The organism is Streptomyces sp. NPDC048411 (assembly GCF_040704695.1).
Classification (GTDB): domain Bacteria; phylum Actinomycetota; class Actinomycetes; order Streptomycetales; family Streptomycetaceae; genus Streptomyces.
The window spans coordinates 1-15,656 of sequence record NZ_JBEZKL010000024.1; the positions used below are offsets into that span (position 1 = coordinate 1).

Consider the following 15,656-nt stretch of genomic DNA (forward strand, 5'->3'; position numbering starts at 1 on the left):
GGCGGGCTCTGAATCGAGCCCGCCCGGCGACCGGGAGCAGAACGGCAACCGGGACACCGGTCGGCCGCTCCGCGTCACCTCACGAACACTCCCGCCTGGCTCGCCAGGTCGAGGAAGTACTGCGGGGCCAGGCCCAGCACCAGCGTGACGGCGACGCCGACCGCGATCGTCGTCATCGTCAGCGGGGACGGGACGGCGACTGCTGGGCCGTCCGCCTTCGGCTCGCTGAAGAACATGAGCACGATGACCCGGATGTAGAAGAACGCGGCAATGGCGGACGAAATCACACCGACCACGACCAGGCCGCCCGCGCCGCCCTCCGCCGCCGCCTTGAAGACCGCGAACTTTCCGGCGAAGCCGGAGGTCAGCGGGATACCGGCGAAGGCCAGCAGATACACCGCGAAGACCGCGGCGACCAGCGGCGAGCGCCGGCCCAGCCCGGCCCACTTCGACAGGTGGGTCGCCTCGCCGCCCGCGTCGCGCACCAGCGTGACGACGGCGAACGCGCCGACCGTCACGAAGGAGTACGCGCCCAGGTAGAAGAGCACCGAGGAGATGCCGCTGGGGGTCGTCGCGATGACACCGGCGAGGATGAAGCCGGCGTGCGCGATGGACGAGTAGGCCAGCAGCCGCTTGATGTCGGTCTGGGTGATGGCGACGATCGCACCACCCAGCATCGTGACGATCGCGACGGCCCACATGACCGGCCGCCAGTCCCAGCTGAGGCCCGGCAGCACCACGTACAGCAGGCGCAGCAGCGCACCGAACGCGGCGACCTTCGTGGCCGCGGCCATGAAGCCGGTGACCGGCGTCGGGGCGCCCTGGTAGACGTCCGGCGTCCACATGTGGAACGGGACGGCGCCGACCTTGAAGAGCAGCCCGGTCAGGATCATCGCGCCGCCGATCAGCAGCAGCACGTCGTTGCCCATGGTGTCGGCGAGCGCCGGGTCGATCTGGGTGACGGAGCCGTCGACCACGTTGGCGATGGCCGCGTACGAGACGGAGCCCGCGTACCCGTACAGCAGGGCGATCCCGAAGAGCAGGAACGCCGACGAGAAGGCGCCGAGCAGGAAGTACTTCACCGCCGCCTCCTGCGACATCAGCCGCTTGCGGCGGGCGACGGCGCACAGCAGGTAGAGCGGGAGGGAGAAGACTTCCAGGGCCACGAAGAGCGTCAGCAGATCGTTGGCGGCCGGGAAGACCAGCATGCCCGCCACTGAGAAGAGGACCAGCGGGAAGACCTCGGTGGTGGTGAAGCCCGCCTTGACCGCGGCCTGCTCGCTCTCGCTGCCGGGCACCGAGGCGGCCTGTGCGGCGAACGAGTCGACGCGGTTGCCGTGCGACTCGGGGTCGAGCCGCCGCTCGGCGAAGGTGAAGACGGCGACCAGCGACGTCAACAGGATGGTGCCCTGCAGGAACAGCGCGGGTCCGTCGACGGCGATGGCACCCATCGCGGCGATGTGCGCCTTCGTCGTGCCGTACCCCCCGGTCGCGAGGCCGATGACCGCGGCGAACGCGGCGGCGAGGGCAACGACGGTCAGGAAGACCTGTGTGTAGTAGCGGGCCCGGCGCGGCACGAAGGCCTCGACGAGTACGCCGACGACGGCGACACCGATCACAATGAGGACCGGGGTCAGCTGGGCGTACTCGATGACCGGCGCCTTGAACTTCTCGTGCGGGGCGGCCGATGTCACCCCACCCGCCATTGTCCACAGGCTGTGGACAGCTGTTGTGCTCACTTGGCGGCCTCCACCTCAGGCTGGGGGTCCTTCTTGTGTACGTCCGACATGGTGTGCTGCACCGCCGGGTTGACGATCTCCGTGAGCGGCTTCGGGTAGACGCCCAGGAAGACCAGCAGCGCGATGAGCGGGAGGACCACCACCAGCTCCCGGACCTTCAGGTCGGGCATGCCCCGGACCTCGGCCTTCACCGGGCCCGTCATCGTCCGCTGGTAGAGGACGAGGACATAGAGCGCGGCGAGCACGATGCCGGTGGTGGCGATGATGCCGGCCGCCGGGTATGCGCTGAACGTGCCGACCAGGACCAGGAATTCGCTGACGAACGGGGAGAGGCCGGGGAGCGACAGGGTGGCGAGCCCGCCGATCAGGAACGTGCCGGCCAGGACCGGCGCCACCTTCTGCACCCCGCCGTAGTCGGCGATGAGCCGCGAACCGCGCCGCGTGATCAGGAAGCCGGCCACCAGCATCAGCGCGGCCGTCGAGATGCCGTGGTTGACCATGTAGAGCGTGGCGCCCGACTGGCCCTGGCTGGTCATCGCGAAGATGCCCAGGATGATGAAGCCGAAGTGCGAGATCGACGCGTAGGCGATCAGGCGCTTGATGTCGCGCTGGCCGACAGCGAGCAGCGCCCCGTACACGATGCTGATCAGCGCGAGGACCAGGATCACCGGCGTCGCCCACTTGCTGGCCTCCGGGAACAGCTGGAGGCAGAAGCGGAGCATCGCGAAGGTGCCGACCTTGTCGACGACCGCGGTGATCAGGACGGCGACCGGGGAGGTCGCCTCGCCCATGGCGTTGGGCAGCCAGGTATGCAGCGGCCAGAGCGGGGCCTTCACCGCGAAGGCGAAGAAGAACCCGAGGAACAGCCAGCGTTCGGTGCTGGTCGCCATGGAGAGCGAACCGCCCGCGCGGGCCGAGGCGATCTCGGAGAGCGAGAAGGTGCCCGCGACGACGTACAGGCCGATGACGGCGGCCAGCATGATGAGCCCGCCGGCCAGGTTGTAGAGGAGGAACTTGACCGCGGCGTACGAGCGTTGCGCCGCGGCGTTCTCGTCGCTGCCGGAGTGAGCCCGGTCCCCGAAGCCGCCGATGAGGAAGTACATCGGGATGAGCATGGCTTCGAAGAGGATGTAGAAGAGGAAGACGTCGGTGGCCTCGAAGGAGAGGATCACCATCGCTTCGACCATCAGGATCAGGGCGAAGAAGCCCTGGGTGGGACGCCAGCGCGAGGACTTCGTCTCCAGGGGATCGGCGTCATGCCAGCCGGCCAGCATGACGAACGGGATCAGCAGGGCGGTGAGCGCCAGGAGCGCCACCCCGATGCCGTCCACACCCAGTTCGTACCGGACGCCGAAGTCCTTGATCCAGGCGTGTGATTCGGTGAGCTGATAGCGGGCGCCGCCGGGCTCGAAGCGGGCAAGCACGATGCCCGCCAGCACGAGGGTGGCCAGCGAGAAGAGCAGCGCCAGCCATTTGGCGGTGGTGCGCCGGGCGGCCGGGACGGCGGCGGTGGCGATCGCGCCGATCGCCGGGAGCACCGCCGTCGCTGTCAGGAGGGGAAAGGACATGGTGATCAGACCGCCCTCATCAGCAGGGTCGCGGCGATGACGATCGCCGTACCGCCGAACATCGAGACCGCGTAGGAGCGGGCGTAGCCGTTCTGCAGCTTGCGCAGCCGGCCGGAGAGCCCGCCCATCGATGCGGCCGTGCCGTTGACCACGCCGTCGACCAGGGTGTGGTCGACGTACACGAGGGAGCGGGTGAGGTGCTCGCCGCCGCGGACCAGGACCACGTGGTTGAAGTCGTCCTGGAGGAGATCGCGGCGGGCGGCCCGGGTGAGCAGCGAGCCGCGCGGGGCGACGACCGGGACCGGACCGCGCCCGTACATCGCCCAGGCGATGGCGACGCCGATGACGAGCACCACCATGGTGGCGGCGGTGACCGTCATGGCGCTGACGGGGGAGTCTCCGTGGCTGTGTCCGGTGACCGGCTCCAGCCAGTTCAGGAAGCGGTCACCGATGGAGAAGAACCCTCCGGCGAAGACCGAACCGAACGCCAGGACGATCATGGGGATGGTCATCGACTTCGGGGACTCGTGGGGGTGCGGATCGTGGCCCTCAGCGTCGGGCTGCCAGCGCTTCTCGCCGAAGAACGTCAGCAGCATCACGCGTGTCATGTAGAACGCGGTGATCGCGGCGCCCAGCAGCGTGACGGCGCCGAGGATCCAGCCCTCGGTGCCGCCCTTGGCGAAGGCCGCCTCGATGATCTTGTCCTTGGAGAAGAAGCCGGAAAGACCGGGGAAGCCGATGATCGCCAGATAGCCGAGGCCGAAGGTGACGAAGGTGACCGGCATGTACGTCCGCAGGCCGCCGAACTTCCGCATGTCGACCTCGTCGTTCATGCCGTGCATGACCGAACCGGCGCCGAGGAAGAGTCCGGCCTTGAAGAAGCCGTGCGTCACCAGGTGCATGATCGCGAAGACATAGCCGATCGGGCCGAGCCCGGCGGCCAGGATCATGTAGCCGATCTGCGACATCGTCGACCCGGCGAGGGCCTTCTTGATGTCGTCCTTCGCGCAACCGACGATCGCACCGAACAGCAGCGTGACCCCACCGACGACCACGACGACCAACTGCGCGTCCGGGGCGGCGTTGAAGATCGCGCCGGAGCGGACGATCAGGTAGACGCCCGCGGTCACCATGGTGGCGGCGTGGATGAGGGCCGAGACCGGGGTCGGACCCTCCATCGCGTCACCGAGCCAGGACTGCAGCGGTACCTGGGCCGACTTGCCGCAGGCGGCGAGCAGCAGCAGCAGGCCGATCGCCGTCAGCTTGCCCTCGCCGGTCTCCCCGGTCGAGGCCAGGACGGGGCCGAAGGCGAACGTGCCGAACGTGGTGAACATCAGCATGATCGCGATCGACAGACCCATGTCGCCGACCCGGTTGACCAGGAACGCCTTCTTGGCAGCGGTGGCCGCGCTGGGCTTGTGCTGCCAGAAGCCGATCAGCAGGTACGACGCCAGACCGACGCCCTCCCACCCGACGTACAGCAGCAGGTAGTTGTCGGCGAGGACCAGCAGGAGCATCGCCGCGAGGAAGAGGTTCAGGTACCCGAAGAAGCGGCGCCTGCGCTCGTCGTGCTCCATGTAGCCGATCGAATAGAGGTGGATCAGGGTGCCCACACCGGTGATCAGCAGCACGAACGTCATCGACAGCTGGTCGAGCTGGAAGGCCACATCGGCCTGGAAGCTCTCGACCGGGATCCAGCTGAACAGGTGCTGGTGCAGCGTCCGCTGATCGGCGCCCTTCCCCAGCATGTCGGTGAAGAGCACCGCCCCGATGACGAACGAGGCGGCGGCGAGCAGGGTGCCGAGCCAGTGGCCTGAGCGGTCCAGCCGTCGGCCGCCGCAGAGCAGCACGGCCGCTCCGAGCAGGGGCGCCGCGATGAGCAGCGCAATGAGGTTGTCCACGATTCAGCGTCCCCTTACAGCTTCATCAGGCTGGCGTCGTCGACCGAGGCCGAGTGGCGGGAACGGAACAGCGACACGATGATCGCGAGCCCGACCACGACCTCGGCGGCGGCGACGACCATCGTGAAGAAGGCGATGATCTGGCCGTCGAGGTTGCCGTGCATCCGGGAGAAGGTGACGAACGCGAGGTTGCAGGCGTTGAGCATCAGCTCCACGCACATGAACACCACGATCGCGTTCCGCCTGATCAGCACCCCGGACGCGCCGATGGTGAACAACAGGGCGGAGAGATAGAGGTAGTTGACCGGATTCACTTGGTGACCTCCTCTTCGTCCTGGTCACGGCCGAGCCGCTCCTCGGAGCGCTGCTCCAGCGCCTTGAGGTCGGCCAGCGACTCGTTCGACACGTCACGGATCTGGCCGCGCCGCCGCAGCGTCTGCATGACGGTGAGCTCGGACGCGGTGCCGTCCGGGAGCAGACCGGCGATGTCCACGGCGTTGTGCCGGGCGTAGACACCGGGGGCCGGCAGCGGCGGCAGGTGATTGCCGCGTACCCGCTCCTCCGACATCTCCCGCTGGGTCCTGGCCCGTTCGGTGCGCTCCCGGTGGGTGAGCACCATCGCGCCGACCGTCGCCGTGATCAGCAGGGCGCCGGTGATCTCGAAGGCGAAGACGTACTTCGTGAAGATGAGGCTGGCCAGCCCCTCGACGTTTCCGCCGTGCGCGGCGTTCGCGGTGCCGAGTCCGTTGAAGCTGTTCAGCGAGGCGTGGCCGATGCCCGCGATCAGCAGGACGCCGAAGCCGATCCCGCATCCCGCGGCCAGCCAGCGCTGGCCCTTGAGGGTCTCCTTCAGCGAGTCCGCCGCCGTGACACCGACGAGCATGACCACGAAGAGGAACAGCATCATGATCGCGCCGGTGTAGACGACGATCTGGACGACGCCGAGGAAGTAGGCGCCGTTGGCCAGGTAGAACACCGCCAGGACGATCATGGTCCCGGCGAGGCTCAGCGCGCTGTGCACGGCTTTCTTCATCAGTACGGTGGACAGCGCGCCGATCACGGCGACCGTGCCGAGCACCCAGAACTGGACGGCCTCGCCGATGGATGTGGTGGAGGCCGCTGCGGCCAGGCCGGTCATGCGTCCACCTCCTTGTCCTTGGCCGGCTGCTCCTTGGACTCGCCCTTGGAGAGCGCGACCTGACGCTCCGTGCCGGGCGCCGCCTCGGTGACCAGCCCCCGGTAGTAGTCCTGCTCGTCCATACCCGGGAAGATCGCGTGCGGAGTGTCGACCATGCCCTCCTCCAGGCCCGCGAGCAGCTCGTCCTTGGTGTAGATGAGGCTTTCGCGGGTGGTGTTGGCGAGCTCGAACTCATTGGTCATCGTGAGCGCCCGGGTCGGGCACGCCTCGATGCACAGTCCGCAGAGAATGCAGCGCGCGTAGTTGATCTGGTAGACGCGCCCGTAGCGCTCACCCGGGGAGTAGCGCTCCTCGTCGGTGTTGTCCGCGCCCTCCACATAGATGGCATCGGCGGGACAGGCCCAGGCGCACAGCTCGCAGCCGACGCACTTCTCCAGGCCGTCCGGGTGACGGTTGAGCTGGTGCCTGCCGTGGAAGCGCGGCGCCGTCACCTTCTGCTGTTCGGGGTACTGCTCGGTCAGCCGCTTCTTGAACATGGCCTTGAAGGTCACGCCGAAGCCGGCCACAGGATTCTGGAACTTGTCCCCAGTGGACTCCGATGGCTCAGACACCGTCAGCCTCCTTTCCGTCACTCGGACTTCCACCAATCTGACTGCCGTCACTCTGAGAGTCCGGCCCGCCACTGACAACGAGCTCCCGCTCGTGCCGTGGCCTGCGGCGCGGTACCGGCGGCAGGGTCTGTCCGGGCAGCGGCGGCACCGGGAATCCGCCCGCCATCGGGTCGAACTCCGGCCCGGGTCCGGCTTCCGTCCCGGTCTCCCCGGCCGCCTTGGTCGAGCGGTCCCGGAAGATGTCGGCGACGAAGGAGATCAGCAGGATCGCGATCACGGCCCCGGCCACGTACAGCACGATCTTCGAGAAGTCGTAGCCCTCGTTGCGCAGCGCCCGCACCGTTGCGACCAGCATCAGCCAGACCACGGAGACGGGGATCAGGACCTTCCAGCCGAGCTTCATCAGCTGGTCGTAGCGGACGCGGGGCAGCGTGCCACGCAGCCAGATGAAGAAGAACAGCAGCAACTGGACCTTGAGGACGAACCAGAGCATCGGCCACCAGCCGTGGTTCGCGCCCTCCCAGAAGGTGCTGATCGGCCACGGGGCCCGCCAGCCGCCCAGGAACAGCGTCGTGGAGACGGCGGAGACGGTGACCATGTTGACGTACTCGGCGAGCATGAACATCGCGAACTTGATCGACGAGTACTCGGTGTTGAAGCCGCCGACGAGGTCGCCCTCGGACTCCGGCATGTCGAACGGGGCGCGGTTGGTCTCACCGACCATCGTGACGATGTAGATGATGAACGAGACCGGCAGCAGGATGATGAACCAGCGGTCCTGCTGCGCCTCCACGATCTTCGAGGTCGACATCGACCCGGAGTAGAGGAAGACGGAGGCGAACGCGGCGCCCATCGCGATCTCGTACGAGATCATCTGCGCGCAGGAGCGCAATCCGCCGAGCAGCGGGTACGTCGATCCGGAGGACCAGCCGGCCAGCACGATGCCGTAGATCCCGACCGACGCGACCGCGAGGACGTAGAGCATCGCGATCGGCAGGTCGGTGAGCTGCATCGCCGTACGGTGGCCGAAGATCGAGACCTCGTTGCCGGACGGCCCGAACGGGATCACGGCGATCGCCATGAACGCCGGTACGGCGGCGACGATCGGCGCGAGGACGTAGACGACCTTGTCCGCCCGCCTGACGACGACGTCTTCCTTCAGCATCAGCTTGATGCCGTCGGCGAGCGACTGGAGCATGCCCCAGGGGCCGTGCCGGTTGGGGCCGATGCGCAGCTGCATCCAGGCGACGACCTTGCGCTCCCACACGATGGAGAAGAGCACGGTCACCATCAGGAACGCGAAGCAGAACACCGCCTTGATGACGACGAGCCACCAGGGGTCGGTGCCGAACATCGAGAGATCCTCGGCGGCGAGTACGGCACGGTCGGGTGCCGCGGCCAGTTGAGCGAGGGCAGTCACGCTCGCACCTCCGGTGTGACGTCGGGAGTACCCGGCGCGGCGGGGCCGATCCGGACCAGACCGCCGGGTTGGGCGCCGGTGTCGGCCGGTACGCCCCGCCCGACGGAGTTCAGCGGCACCCAGACCACCCGGTCCGGCATGTCGGTGACCCGCAGCGGGAGTTCGACGCTGCCGGACGGTCCGGTGACGGCCAGCAGATCGCCGTCCTTCACACCCGTCTCGGCGGCGGTGACGGCGGAGAGCCGGGCGACCGCGGCGTGCCGGGTGCCGGCCAGCGCCGCGTCGCCCTCCTGGAGCCGCCCCTGGTCGAGCAGCAGCCGGTGGCCCGCGAGGACCGCCTCGCCGTCGCCGGGCCGGGGCAGCGGCTGCGCCGACTCGTGCGGGTCGGTGGCGTGCGTACCGGTCCAGCCGCCGAGCCGGTCCAGCTCACGGCGTACGGACTTCAGGTCCGGCAGCGCGAAGCGACTCGGTTCATCAGAGCCTCCGGCGCGGACCAGCGCGTCGGCGAGCATGTGCAGCACCCGGGCATCGGTCGGTGCGAGGGTCCGCGTCATCTGCTCGGGCTTCAGCGCCGCCTCGAACATCCGGGCCCTGCCCTCCCAGTTGAGGAAGGTGCCAGGCTTCTCGGCCACCGCGGCGACCGGGAAGACGACGTCGGCCCGCTCGGTGATCTCGCTGGGCCGCAGCTCCAGCGAGACGAGGAAGCCGACCTGGTCCAGCGCCTCCAGGGCGCGGGCCGGGTCCGGCAGATCGGCGGTCTCCACCCCGGCGACGAGCAGCGCGCCCAGTTCGCCGGTGGCGGCGGCCTCGACGATCTGGCCGGTGTCGCGGCCGAACCGGGAGGGGAGTTCGGCGACGCCCCACACGGCCGCCACCTCGTCCCTGGCATGCGGGTCGGTGGCCGGGCGGCCGCCGGGCAGCAGCGACGGGAGCGCGCCCGCCTCCACCGCACCGCGCTCGCCGGCCCGGCGCGGGATCCACACGAGCCGGGACCCGGTCGCGGTGGCCGCCCGTACCGCGGCGGTCAGCCCGCCCGGTACTCCGGCCAGCCGCTCGCCCACCACGATCACGGCGCCCTCGCCACGCAGCGCCTCGGCCGCCGCGGCTCCGTCGCCGTCGAGTCCGACGCCGCCCGCGATTGCGTCCAGCCACTCGGTCTCGGTGCCGGGCGCGGCGGGCAGCAGTGTGCCGCCCGCCTTCTCCAGACCGCGGGTGGCGTGCGAGGCGACGGCGAAGGTGCGCTGGCCGTGCTTGCGGTGGGCCTTGCGCAGCCGCAGGAAGACGCCGGGCGCCTCCTCCTCGGACTCGAAGCCGACCAGTAGGACAGTCGGCGCCTTCTCCAGCGAGGTGTAGGTGATCCCGCTGCCGTCCAGGTCGCGTCCGCGCCCGGCGACGCGGGCGGCCAGGAAGTCGGCCTCCTCGCTGCTGTGCACCCGGGCCCGGAAGTCGATGTCGTTCGTGTCGAGGGCGATCCGGGCGAACTTGCTGTACGCGTACGCGTCCTCGACGGTCAGCCGGCCGCCGGTGAGGACGCCGGTCCTGCCGCGTGCGGCGGCGAGCCCGGCGGCCGCGGCAGCCAGTGCCTCGGGCCAGCTCGCCGGTTCGAGGACACCGTCCGCGTTCCGTACCAGCGGCGTGGTGAGCCGGTCCCGCTGCTGCGCGTAACGGAAGCCGAAGCGGCCCTTGTCGCAGACCCACTCCTCGTTGACCTCGGGGTCGTTGGCGGCGAGCCGCCGCATGACCTTGCCGCGCCGGTGATCGGTGCGGGTCGCGCAGCCACCCGCGCAGTGCTCGCACACCGACGGCGACGACACCAGGTCGAAGGGGCGGGAGCGGAACCGGTACGCCGCCGAGGTGAGCGCGCCGACCGGGCAGATCTGGATGGTGTTGCCGGAGAAGTACGACTCGAAGGGGTCGCCCTCGCCCGTGCCGACCTGCTGGAGCGCGCCGCGCTCGATCAGCTCGATCATCGGGTCGCCCGCCACCTGGTTGGAGAACCGGGTGCAGCGCGCGCAGAGCACACACCGCTCACGGTCCAGCAGTACCTGGGTGGAGATCGGGACGGGCTTCTCGTACGTCCGCTTCTTTCCGTCGAACCGGGAGTCCGGGTCGCCGTGCGACATCGCCTGGTTCTGCAGCGGGCACTCGCCGCCCTTGTCGCAGACCGGGCAGTCCAGCGGGTGGTTGATGAGCAGCAGCTCCATCACCCCGCGCTGCGCCTTCTCGGCGACCGGCGAGGTGAGCTGCGACTTGACCGCCATGCCGTCGGTGCACGTGATGGTGCAGGACGCCATCGGCTTGCGCTGGCCCTCGACCTCGACGATGCACTGGCGGCAGGCGCCGACCGGGTCGAGGAGCGGGTGGTCGCAGAAGCGCGGAATCTCGATGCCGAGGAGTTCGGCGGCGCGGATGACCAAGGTGCCCTTGGGCACGCTGATCTCGATGCCGTCGATCGTCAGCGTGACAAGGTCCTCGGGCGGGACCGCCGCCTCGCCGCCCCCGGAGGGCGCACTCGTGGTGACTGTCATGCGTTCACCCCCTGGTGAGCGTTCTTGTCGTCGGCCCAGGCGGTCGACTTGGCGGGATCGAAGGGGCAGCCCCGGCCGGTGATGTGCCGCTCGTACTCCTCGCGGAAGTACTTCAGCGAGGAGAAGATCGGCGAGGCGGCGCCGTCGCCGAGGGCGCAGAAGGACTTGCCGTTGATGTTGTCGGCGATGTCGTTCAGCTTGTCGAGGTCGGCCATCTGTCCCTTGCCGGCCTCGATGTCGCGGAGCAACTGGACGAGCCAGTAGGTGCCTTCACGGCATGGCGTGCACTTGCCGCAGGACTCATGGGCGTAGAACTCGGTCCAGCGGGTGACGGCCCGCACGACGCAGGTCGTCTCGTCGAAGCACTGGAGCGCCTTGGTGCCGAGCATGGAACCGGCGGCGCCGACGCCCTCGTAGTCGAGGGGCACATCGAGGTGCTCGTCGGTGAACATCGGGGTGGAGGAGCCGCCCGGGGTCCAGAACTTCAGCCGGTGGCCGGCGCGCATGCCGCCGCTCATGTCGAGCAGCTGGCGCAGCGTGATGCCGAGCGGGGCCTCGTACTGTCCCGGGCTGGCGACGTGGCCGCTGAGCGAGTACAGCGTGAAGCCCGGGGACTTCTCGCTGCCCATCGACTTGAACCAGTCCTTGCCCTTGTTCAGGATCGCGGGAACCGAGGCGATGGACTCGACGTTGTTCACCACAGTGGGGCAGGCGTACAGACCGGCGACCGCAGGGAAGGGAGGCCGCAGCCGGGGCTGACCGCGTCGCCCTTCGAGCGAGTCGAGCAGTGCGGTCTCCTCACCGCAGATGTACGCGCCCGCGCCCGCGTGCACGGTGAGCTCCAGGTCGAGCCCCGAGCCCAGGATGCTCGTTCCGAGGTAGCCCGCCTCGTACGCCTCGCGCACGGCCTCGTGCAGCCGCCGCAGTACGGGGACGACTTCACCGCGCAGATAGATGAAGGCATGCGAGGAGCGGATCGCGTAGCAGGCGATCACGATACCTTCGATGAGGCTGTGCGGGTTGGCGAAGAGGAGCGGGATGTCCTTGCAGGTCCCGGGCTCCGACTCGTCGGCGTTGACCACCAGGTAGTGCGGCTTGCCGTCGCCCTGCGGGATGAACTGCCACTTCATGCCGGTGGGGAAGCCCGCGCCGCCGCGGCCGCGCAGGCCGGAGTCCTTGACGTACGCGATGAGGTCGTCCGGAGACATGGCGAGAGCCTTGCGCAGCCCCTCGTAGCCGCCGTGCCGCTTGTAGGTGTCCAGGGTCCATGACCCGGGCTCGTCCCAGAAGGCGGAGAGGACGGGCGAGAGCAGCTTCTCGGGGCTGGCCCCGTTGCCGCCTCCGTCGTTGATTTCGGCTGCCAACGTCATCACTCTCCCTCCTCTGCTGCGGTGCCGGCCGAGTGGTCCGGGTCCTGCGGGGCGTCGGTGCGGGCCGACTCGCCACGTGGGGCGACGACCTTCGGGTGCAGCTCCTCGCCCTTCGCCAGCCGGAGGCCGACGAGCGAGGCGGGGCCCGCTCCACCGGTCGCCTCGACGGCGCCGGGGCGCTGGTCGGGGAAGCCGGCCAGGATCCGCGCGGTCTCCTTGTACGAGCAGAGCGGGGCGCCGCGGGTGGGTTCGACGGTTCGCCCGGCGATCAGGTCGTCGACGAGCTGCGTCGCGCTCTGGGGCGTCTGGTTGTCGAAGAACTCCCAGTTGACCATCACCACGGGTGCGAAGTCGCAGGCCGCGTTGCACTCGATGTGTTCGAGGGTGACCTTGCCGTCCTCGGTCGTCTCGTTGTTGCCGACGCCGAGATGCTGCTTGAGTCGGTCGAAGATGGCGTCGCCGCCCATCACCGCACACAGCGTGTTGGTGCAGACACCCACCTGGTAGTCGCCGCTCGGCTTGCGCCGGTACATCGTGTAGAAGGTGGCGACCGCGGTGACCTCGGCGGTGGTGAGGCCGAGCAGTTCGGCACAGAGTGCCATGCCGGTACGGGAGACGTATCCCTCCTCGGACTGCACCAGGTGCAGCAGCGGCAGCAGCGCGGAGCGGCTGTCGGGGTAGCGGGCGATCACCTCCTTCGCATCCGCTTCGAGCCTGGCGCGCACCTCGGCCGGGTAGGCGGGGGCGGGGAGCTGCGGCATCCCCAGACTGACTTCCTGACGTGCTTCGGTCACCGGTCGACGCCTCCCATCACGGGGTCGATGGACGCGACGGCGACGATGACATCGGCGACCTGGCCGCCCTCGCACATCGCCGCCATGGCCTGCAGATTGGTGAAGGACGGGTCGCGGAAGTGGACCCGGTAGGGGCGGGTTCCGCCGTCCGAGACGATGTGCACGCCGAGCTCGCCCTTGGGCGATTCGACGGCGGTGTACGCCTGTCCGGCCGGGACCCGGAAGCCCTCGGTCACCAGCTTGAAGTGGTGGATCAGGGCCTCCATGGAGGTCCCCATGATCTTCTTGATGTGGTCGAGCGAGTTGCCGAGCCCGTCGGGTCCCAGCGCGAGCTGAGCGGGCCAGGCGATCTTCTTGTCGGCGACCATGACCGGTCCGGGGGCGAGCCGGTCGATGCACTGCTCGATGATCCGCAGCGACTGCCGCATCTCTTCCAGACGGATGAGGAAGCGGCCGTAGGCGTCGCAGCTGTCGGCGGTGGGGACGTCGAATTCGTAGGTCTCGTAGCCGCAGTAGGGATCGGTCTTGCGCAGGTCGTGCGGGAGTCCGGCGGAGCGCAGGATCGGGCCGGTGGCGCCGAGCGCCATGCAGCCGGTCAGGTTGAGATAGCCGACGTCCTGCATGCGGGCCTTGAAGATGGGGTTGCCGGTGGCGAGCTTGTCGTACTCCGGCAGGTTCTTCTTCATGGTTTTCACGAACTCGCGCAGCTGGTCGACCGCGCCCGGCGGCAGATCCTGGGCGAGTCCGCCGGGCCGGACGAACGCGTGGTTCATCCGGAGCCCGGTGATCAGCTCGAAGAGGTCGAGAACGAGTTCACGATCGCGGAACCCGTAGATCATGATCGTGGTCGCGCCGAGCTCCATGCCGCCCGTGGCGATGCACACCAGGTGCGAGGAGATCCGGTTGAGCTCCATCAGGAGCACGCGCAGGACACTCGCCCGGTCGGGGATCCGGTCCTCGATGCCGAGAAGCTTCTCGACACCCAGGCAGTACGCCGTCTCGTTGAAGAACGGCGTCAGGTAGTCCATGCGCGTGACGAACGTGGTGCCCTGCGTCCAGTTCCGGAATTCGAGGTTCTTCTCGATGCCGGTGTGGAGGTAGCCGATGCCGCAGCGGGCCTCGGTGACGGTCTCGCCGTCGATCTCCAGGATCAGCCGCAGCACGCCGTGCGTGGACGGGTGCTGGGGACCCATGTTGACGATGATGCGCTCGTCGTCGGACTTGACCGCGGACTCGACGACCTCGTCCCAGTCGCCGCCGGTGACCGTATATACAGTCCCCTCGGTCGTGGCGCGAGGCGTTGCATGGGGAGTAGTCATCAGGAGTACGACCTCCGCTGGTCCGGAGCCGGGATCTGGGCGCCCTTGTACTCGATGGCGATGCCACCGAGCGGGTAGTCCTTGCGCTGCGGGAAGCCCTGCCAGTCGTCCGGCATCATGATCCGGGTGAGGGCCGGGTGCCCGTCGAAGACGAGCCCGAAGAAGTCGTAGGTCTCGCGCTCGTGCCAGTCGTTGGTCGGATAGACCGCGACGAGCGACGGGATGTGCGGGTCGCTGTCCGGGGCAGAGACCTCCAGCCGGATCAGCCGGCCGTGGGTGATCGACCGCAGATGGTAGACGGCGTGCAGCTCGCGGCCCTTGTCGCCGAGGAAGTGGACACCGCTCACCCCGGTACAGAGCTCGAAGCGCAGGGCCGGGTCGTCGCGCAGGGTTCGAGCCACGGTGGGCAGGTGCTCGCGGGCGATGTGGAAGGTGAGCTCACCGCGGTCGACAACGGTCTTCTCGATGGCGTTCCCGGGAAGCAGATCCTGCTCCTCCAGGGCCCCTTCGAGTTCGTCGGCCACCTCGTCGAACCAGCCGCCGTACGGCCGGGACGTGGCTCCCGGCAGCGTCACCGTGCGGACGAGCCCGCCGTAGCCGGAGGTGTCGCCGCCGTTGTTGGCGCCGAACATGCCCTTGCGTACGCCGATGACCTCGCCGGTCTCGTCGCGCGGCGCGGGTACGCCGTTGTTGTTCTGTTCGTCGCTCACCGCAGCAGCCCCTTCATCTCGATCAGGGGAAGCGCCTTGAGTGCCGCGTCCTCCGCCTCGCGGGCGGCCTCCTCCGCGTTGACCCCGAGCTTGGAGCCCTGGATCTTCTGGTGGAGCTTGAGAATGGCGTCCATCAGCATCTCGGGGCGCGGCGGGCAGCCCGGCAAATAGATGTCGACGGGCACAATATGATCAACACCCTGCACAATGGCATAATTGTTGAACATCCCACCCGAGGATGCGCAAACCCCCATGGAGATAACCCACTTGGGGTTCGGCATCTGGTCGTAGACCTGCCGCAGGACGGGCGCCATCTTCTGGCTGACCCGACCCGCCACGATCATCAGATCCGCCTGCCGCGGCGATCCGCGGAAGACCTCCATCCCGAATCGGGCCAGGTCGTAGCGCCCGGCTCCGGTCGTCATCATCTCGATGGCGCAGCAGGCAAGACCGAACGTGGCAGGGAAGACGGAGGATTTCCGCACCCAGCCGGCGGCCTGCTCGACAGTGGTCAGCACGAAGCCGCTGGGCAGCTTCTCTTCGAGTCCCATGGTGTGC

At 68.7% G+C, this 15,656-nt stretch carries 13 protein-coding genes; all 13 read right to left on the reverse strand.

Annotated features, from left to right (window positions below):
* Nucleotides 1-74 precede the first annotated feature (74 nt).
* The 13 genes from nuoN to AB0915_RS11790 are packed head-to-tail and all read right to left on the reverse strand — an operon-like array spanning nt 75 to nt 15,649.
* Nucleotides 75-1,739 carry an NADH-quinone oxidoreductase subunit NuoN gene (nuoN, locus tag AB0915_RS11730; protein WP_366690921.1) on the reverse strand — a complete coding sequence of 555 codons (1,665 nt, stop codon included), beginning with the start codon at nt 1,737-1,739 and terminating at the stop codon, nt 75-77.
* Nucleotides 1,736-3,307 (reverse strand): NADH-quinone oxidoreductase subunit M, encoded by a 1,572-nt coding sequence (locus AB0915_RS11735; protein WP_366690922.1) that lies wholly within the window; start codon nt 3,305-3,307, stop codon nt 1,736-1,738. The genes nuoN and AB0915_RS11735 overlap by 4 nt, the downstream gene beginning before the upstream one ends.
* A gap of 5 nt (nt 3,308-3,312) precedes the next feature.
* Nucleotides 3,313-5,208 carry an NADH-quinone oxidoreductase subunit L gene (nuoL, locus tag AB0915_RS11740; RefSeq protein ID WP_366690923.1) on the reverse strand — a complete coding sequence of 632 codons (1,896 nt, stop codon included), beginning with the start codon at nt 5,206-5,208 and terminating at the stop codon, nt 3,313-3,315.
* Between the two features lie 14 nt (nt 5,209-5,222).
* Nucleotides 5,223-5,522 carry an NADH-quinone oxidoreductase subunit NuoK gene (gene nuoK / locus AB0915_RS11745; protein WP_037693122.1) on the reverse strand — a complete coding sequence of 100 codons (300 nt, stop codon included), beginning with the start codon at nt 5,520-5,522 and terminating at the stop codon, nt 5,223-5,225.
* Nucleotides 5,519-6,346, reverse strand: a complete 828-nt coding sequence (locus AB0915_RS11750; RefSeq protein ID WP_366690924.1) for an NADH-quinone oxidoreductase subunit J — start codon at nt 6,344-6,346, stop codon at nt 5,519-5,521. Before AB0915_RS11750 ends, nuoK begins: the two co-directional genes overlap by 4 nt.
* Nucleotides 6,343-6,957 (reverse strand): NADH-quinone oxidoreductase subunit NuoI, encoded by a 615-nt coding sequence (gene nuoI / locus AB0915_RS11755; RefSeq protein WP_366690925.1) that lies wholly within the window; start codon nt 6,955-6,957, stop codon nt 6,343-6,345. The genes AB0915_RS11750 and nuoI overlap by 4 nt, the downstream gene beginning before the upstream one ends.
* On the reverse strand, nt 6,950-8,377 hold the full coding sequence (gene nuoH / locus AB0915_RS11760) for an NADH-quinone oxidoreductase subunit NuoH (protein ID WP_366690926.1): 1,428 nt from the start codon (nt 8,375-8,377) through the stop codon (nt 6,950-6,952). Before nuoH ends, nuoI begins: the two co-directional genes overlap by 8 nt.
* A complete protein-coding gene (locus AB0915_RS11765; RefSeq protein WP_366690927.1) occupies nt 8,374-10,905 on the reverse strand; it encodes an NADH-quinone oxidoreductase subunit G in 2,532 nt (843 codons plus the stop codon). Before AB0915_RS11765 ends, nuoH begins: the two co-directional genes overlap by 4 nt.
* Complete coding sequence (nuoF, locus tag AB0915_RS11770; RefSeq protein ID WP_366137058.1) at nt 10,902-12,278, reverse strand: NADH-quinone oxidoreductase subunit NuoF; 1,377 nt, start codon at nt 12,276-12,278, stop codon at nt 10,902-10,904. The genes AB0915_RS11765 and nuoF overlap by 4 nt, the downstream gene beginning before the upstream one ends.
* Nucleotides 12,275-13,036 (reverse strand): NADH-quinone oxidoreductase subunit NuoE, encoded by a 762-nt coding sequence (gene nuoE, locus AB0915_RS11775; protein ID WP_366690978.1) that lies wholly within the window; start codon nt 13,034-13,036, stop codon nt 12,275-12,277. The genes nuoF and nuoE overlap by 4 nt, the downstream gene beginning before the upstream one ends.
* A gap of 29 nt (nt 13,037-13,065) precedes the next feature.
* Nucleotides 13,066-14,388, reverse strand: coding sequence for an NADH-quinone oxidoreductase subunit D (locus tag AB0915_RS11780; RefSeq protein ID WP_366690928.1), 1,323 nt, complete (start codon nt 14,386-14,388; stop codon nt 13,066-13,068).
* Nucleotides 14,388-15,098, reverse strand: a complete 711-nt coding sequence (locus tag AB0915_RS11785) for an NADH-quinone oxidoreductase subunit C (RefSeq protein WP_366690929.1) — start codon at nt 15,096-15,098, stop codon at nt 14,388-14,390. The genes AB0915_RS11780 and AB0915_RS11785 overlap by 1 nt, the downstream gene beginning before the upstream one ends.
* Entirely contained in the window at nt 15,095-15,649 is a 555-nt protein-coding gene (locus tag AB0915_RS11790; RefSeq protein ID WP_030926341.1) for an NADH-quinone oxidoreductase subunit B family protein, read from the reverse strand. The genes AB0915_RS11785 and AB0915_RS11790 overlap by 4 nt, the downstream gene beginning before the upstream one ends.
* Nucleotides 15,650-15,656 lie beyond the last annotated feature (7 nt).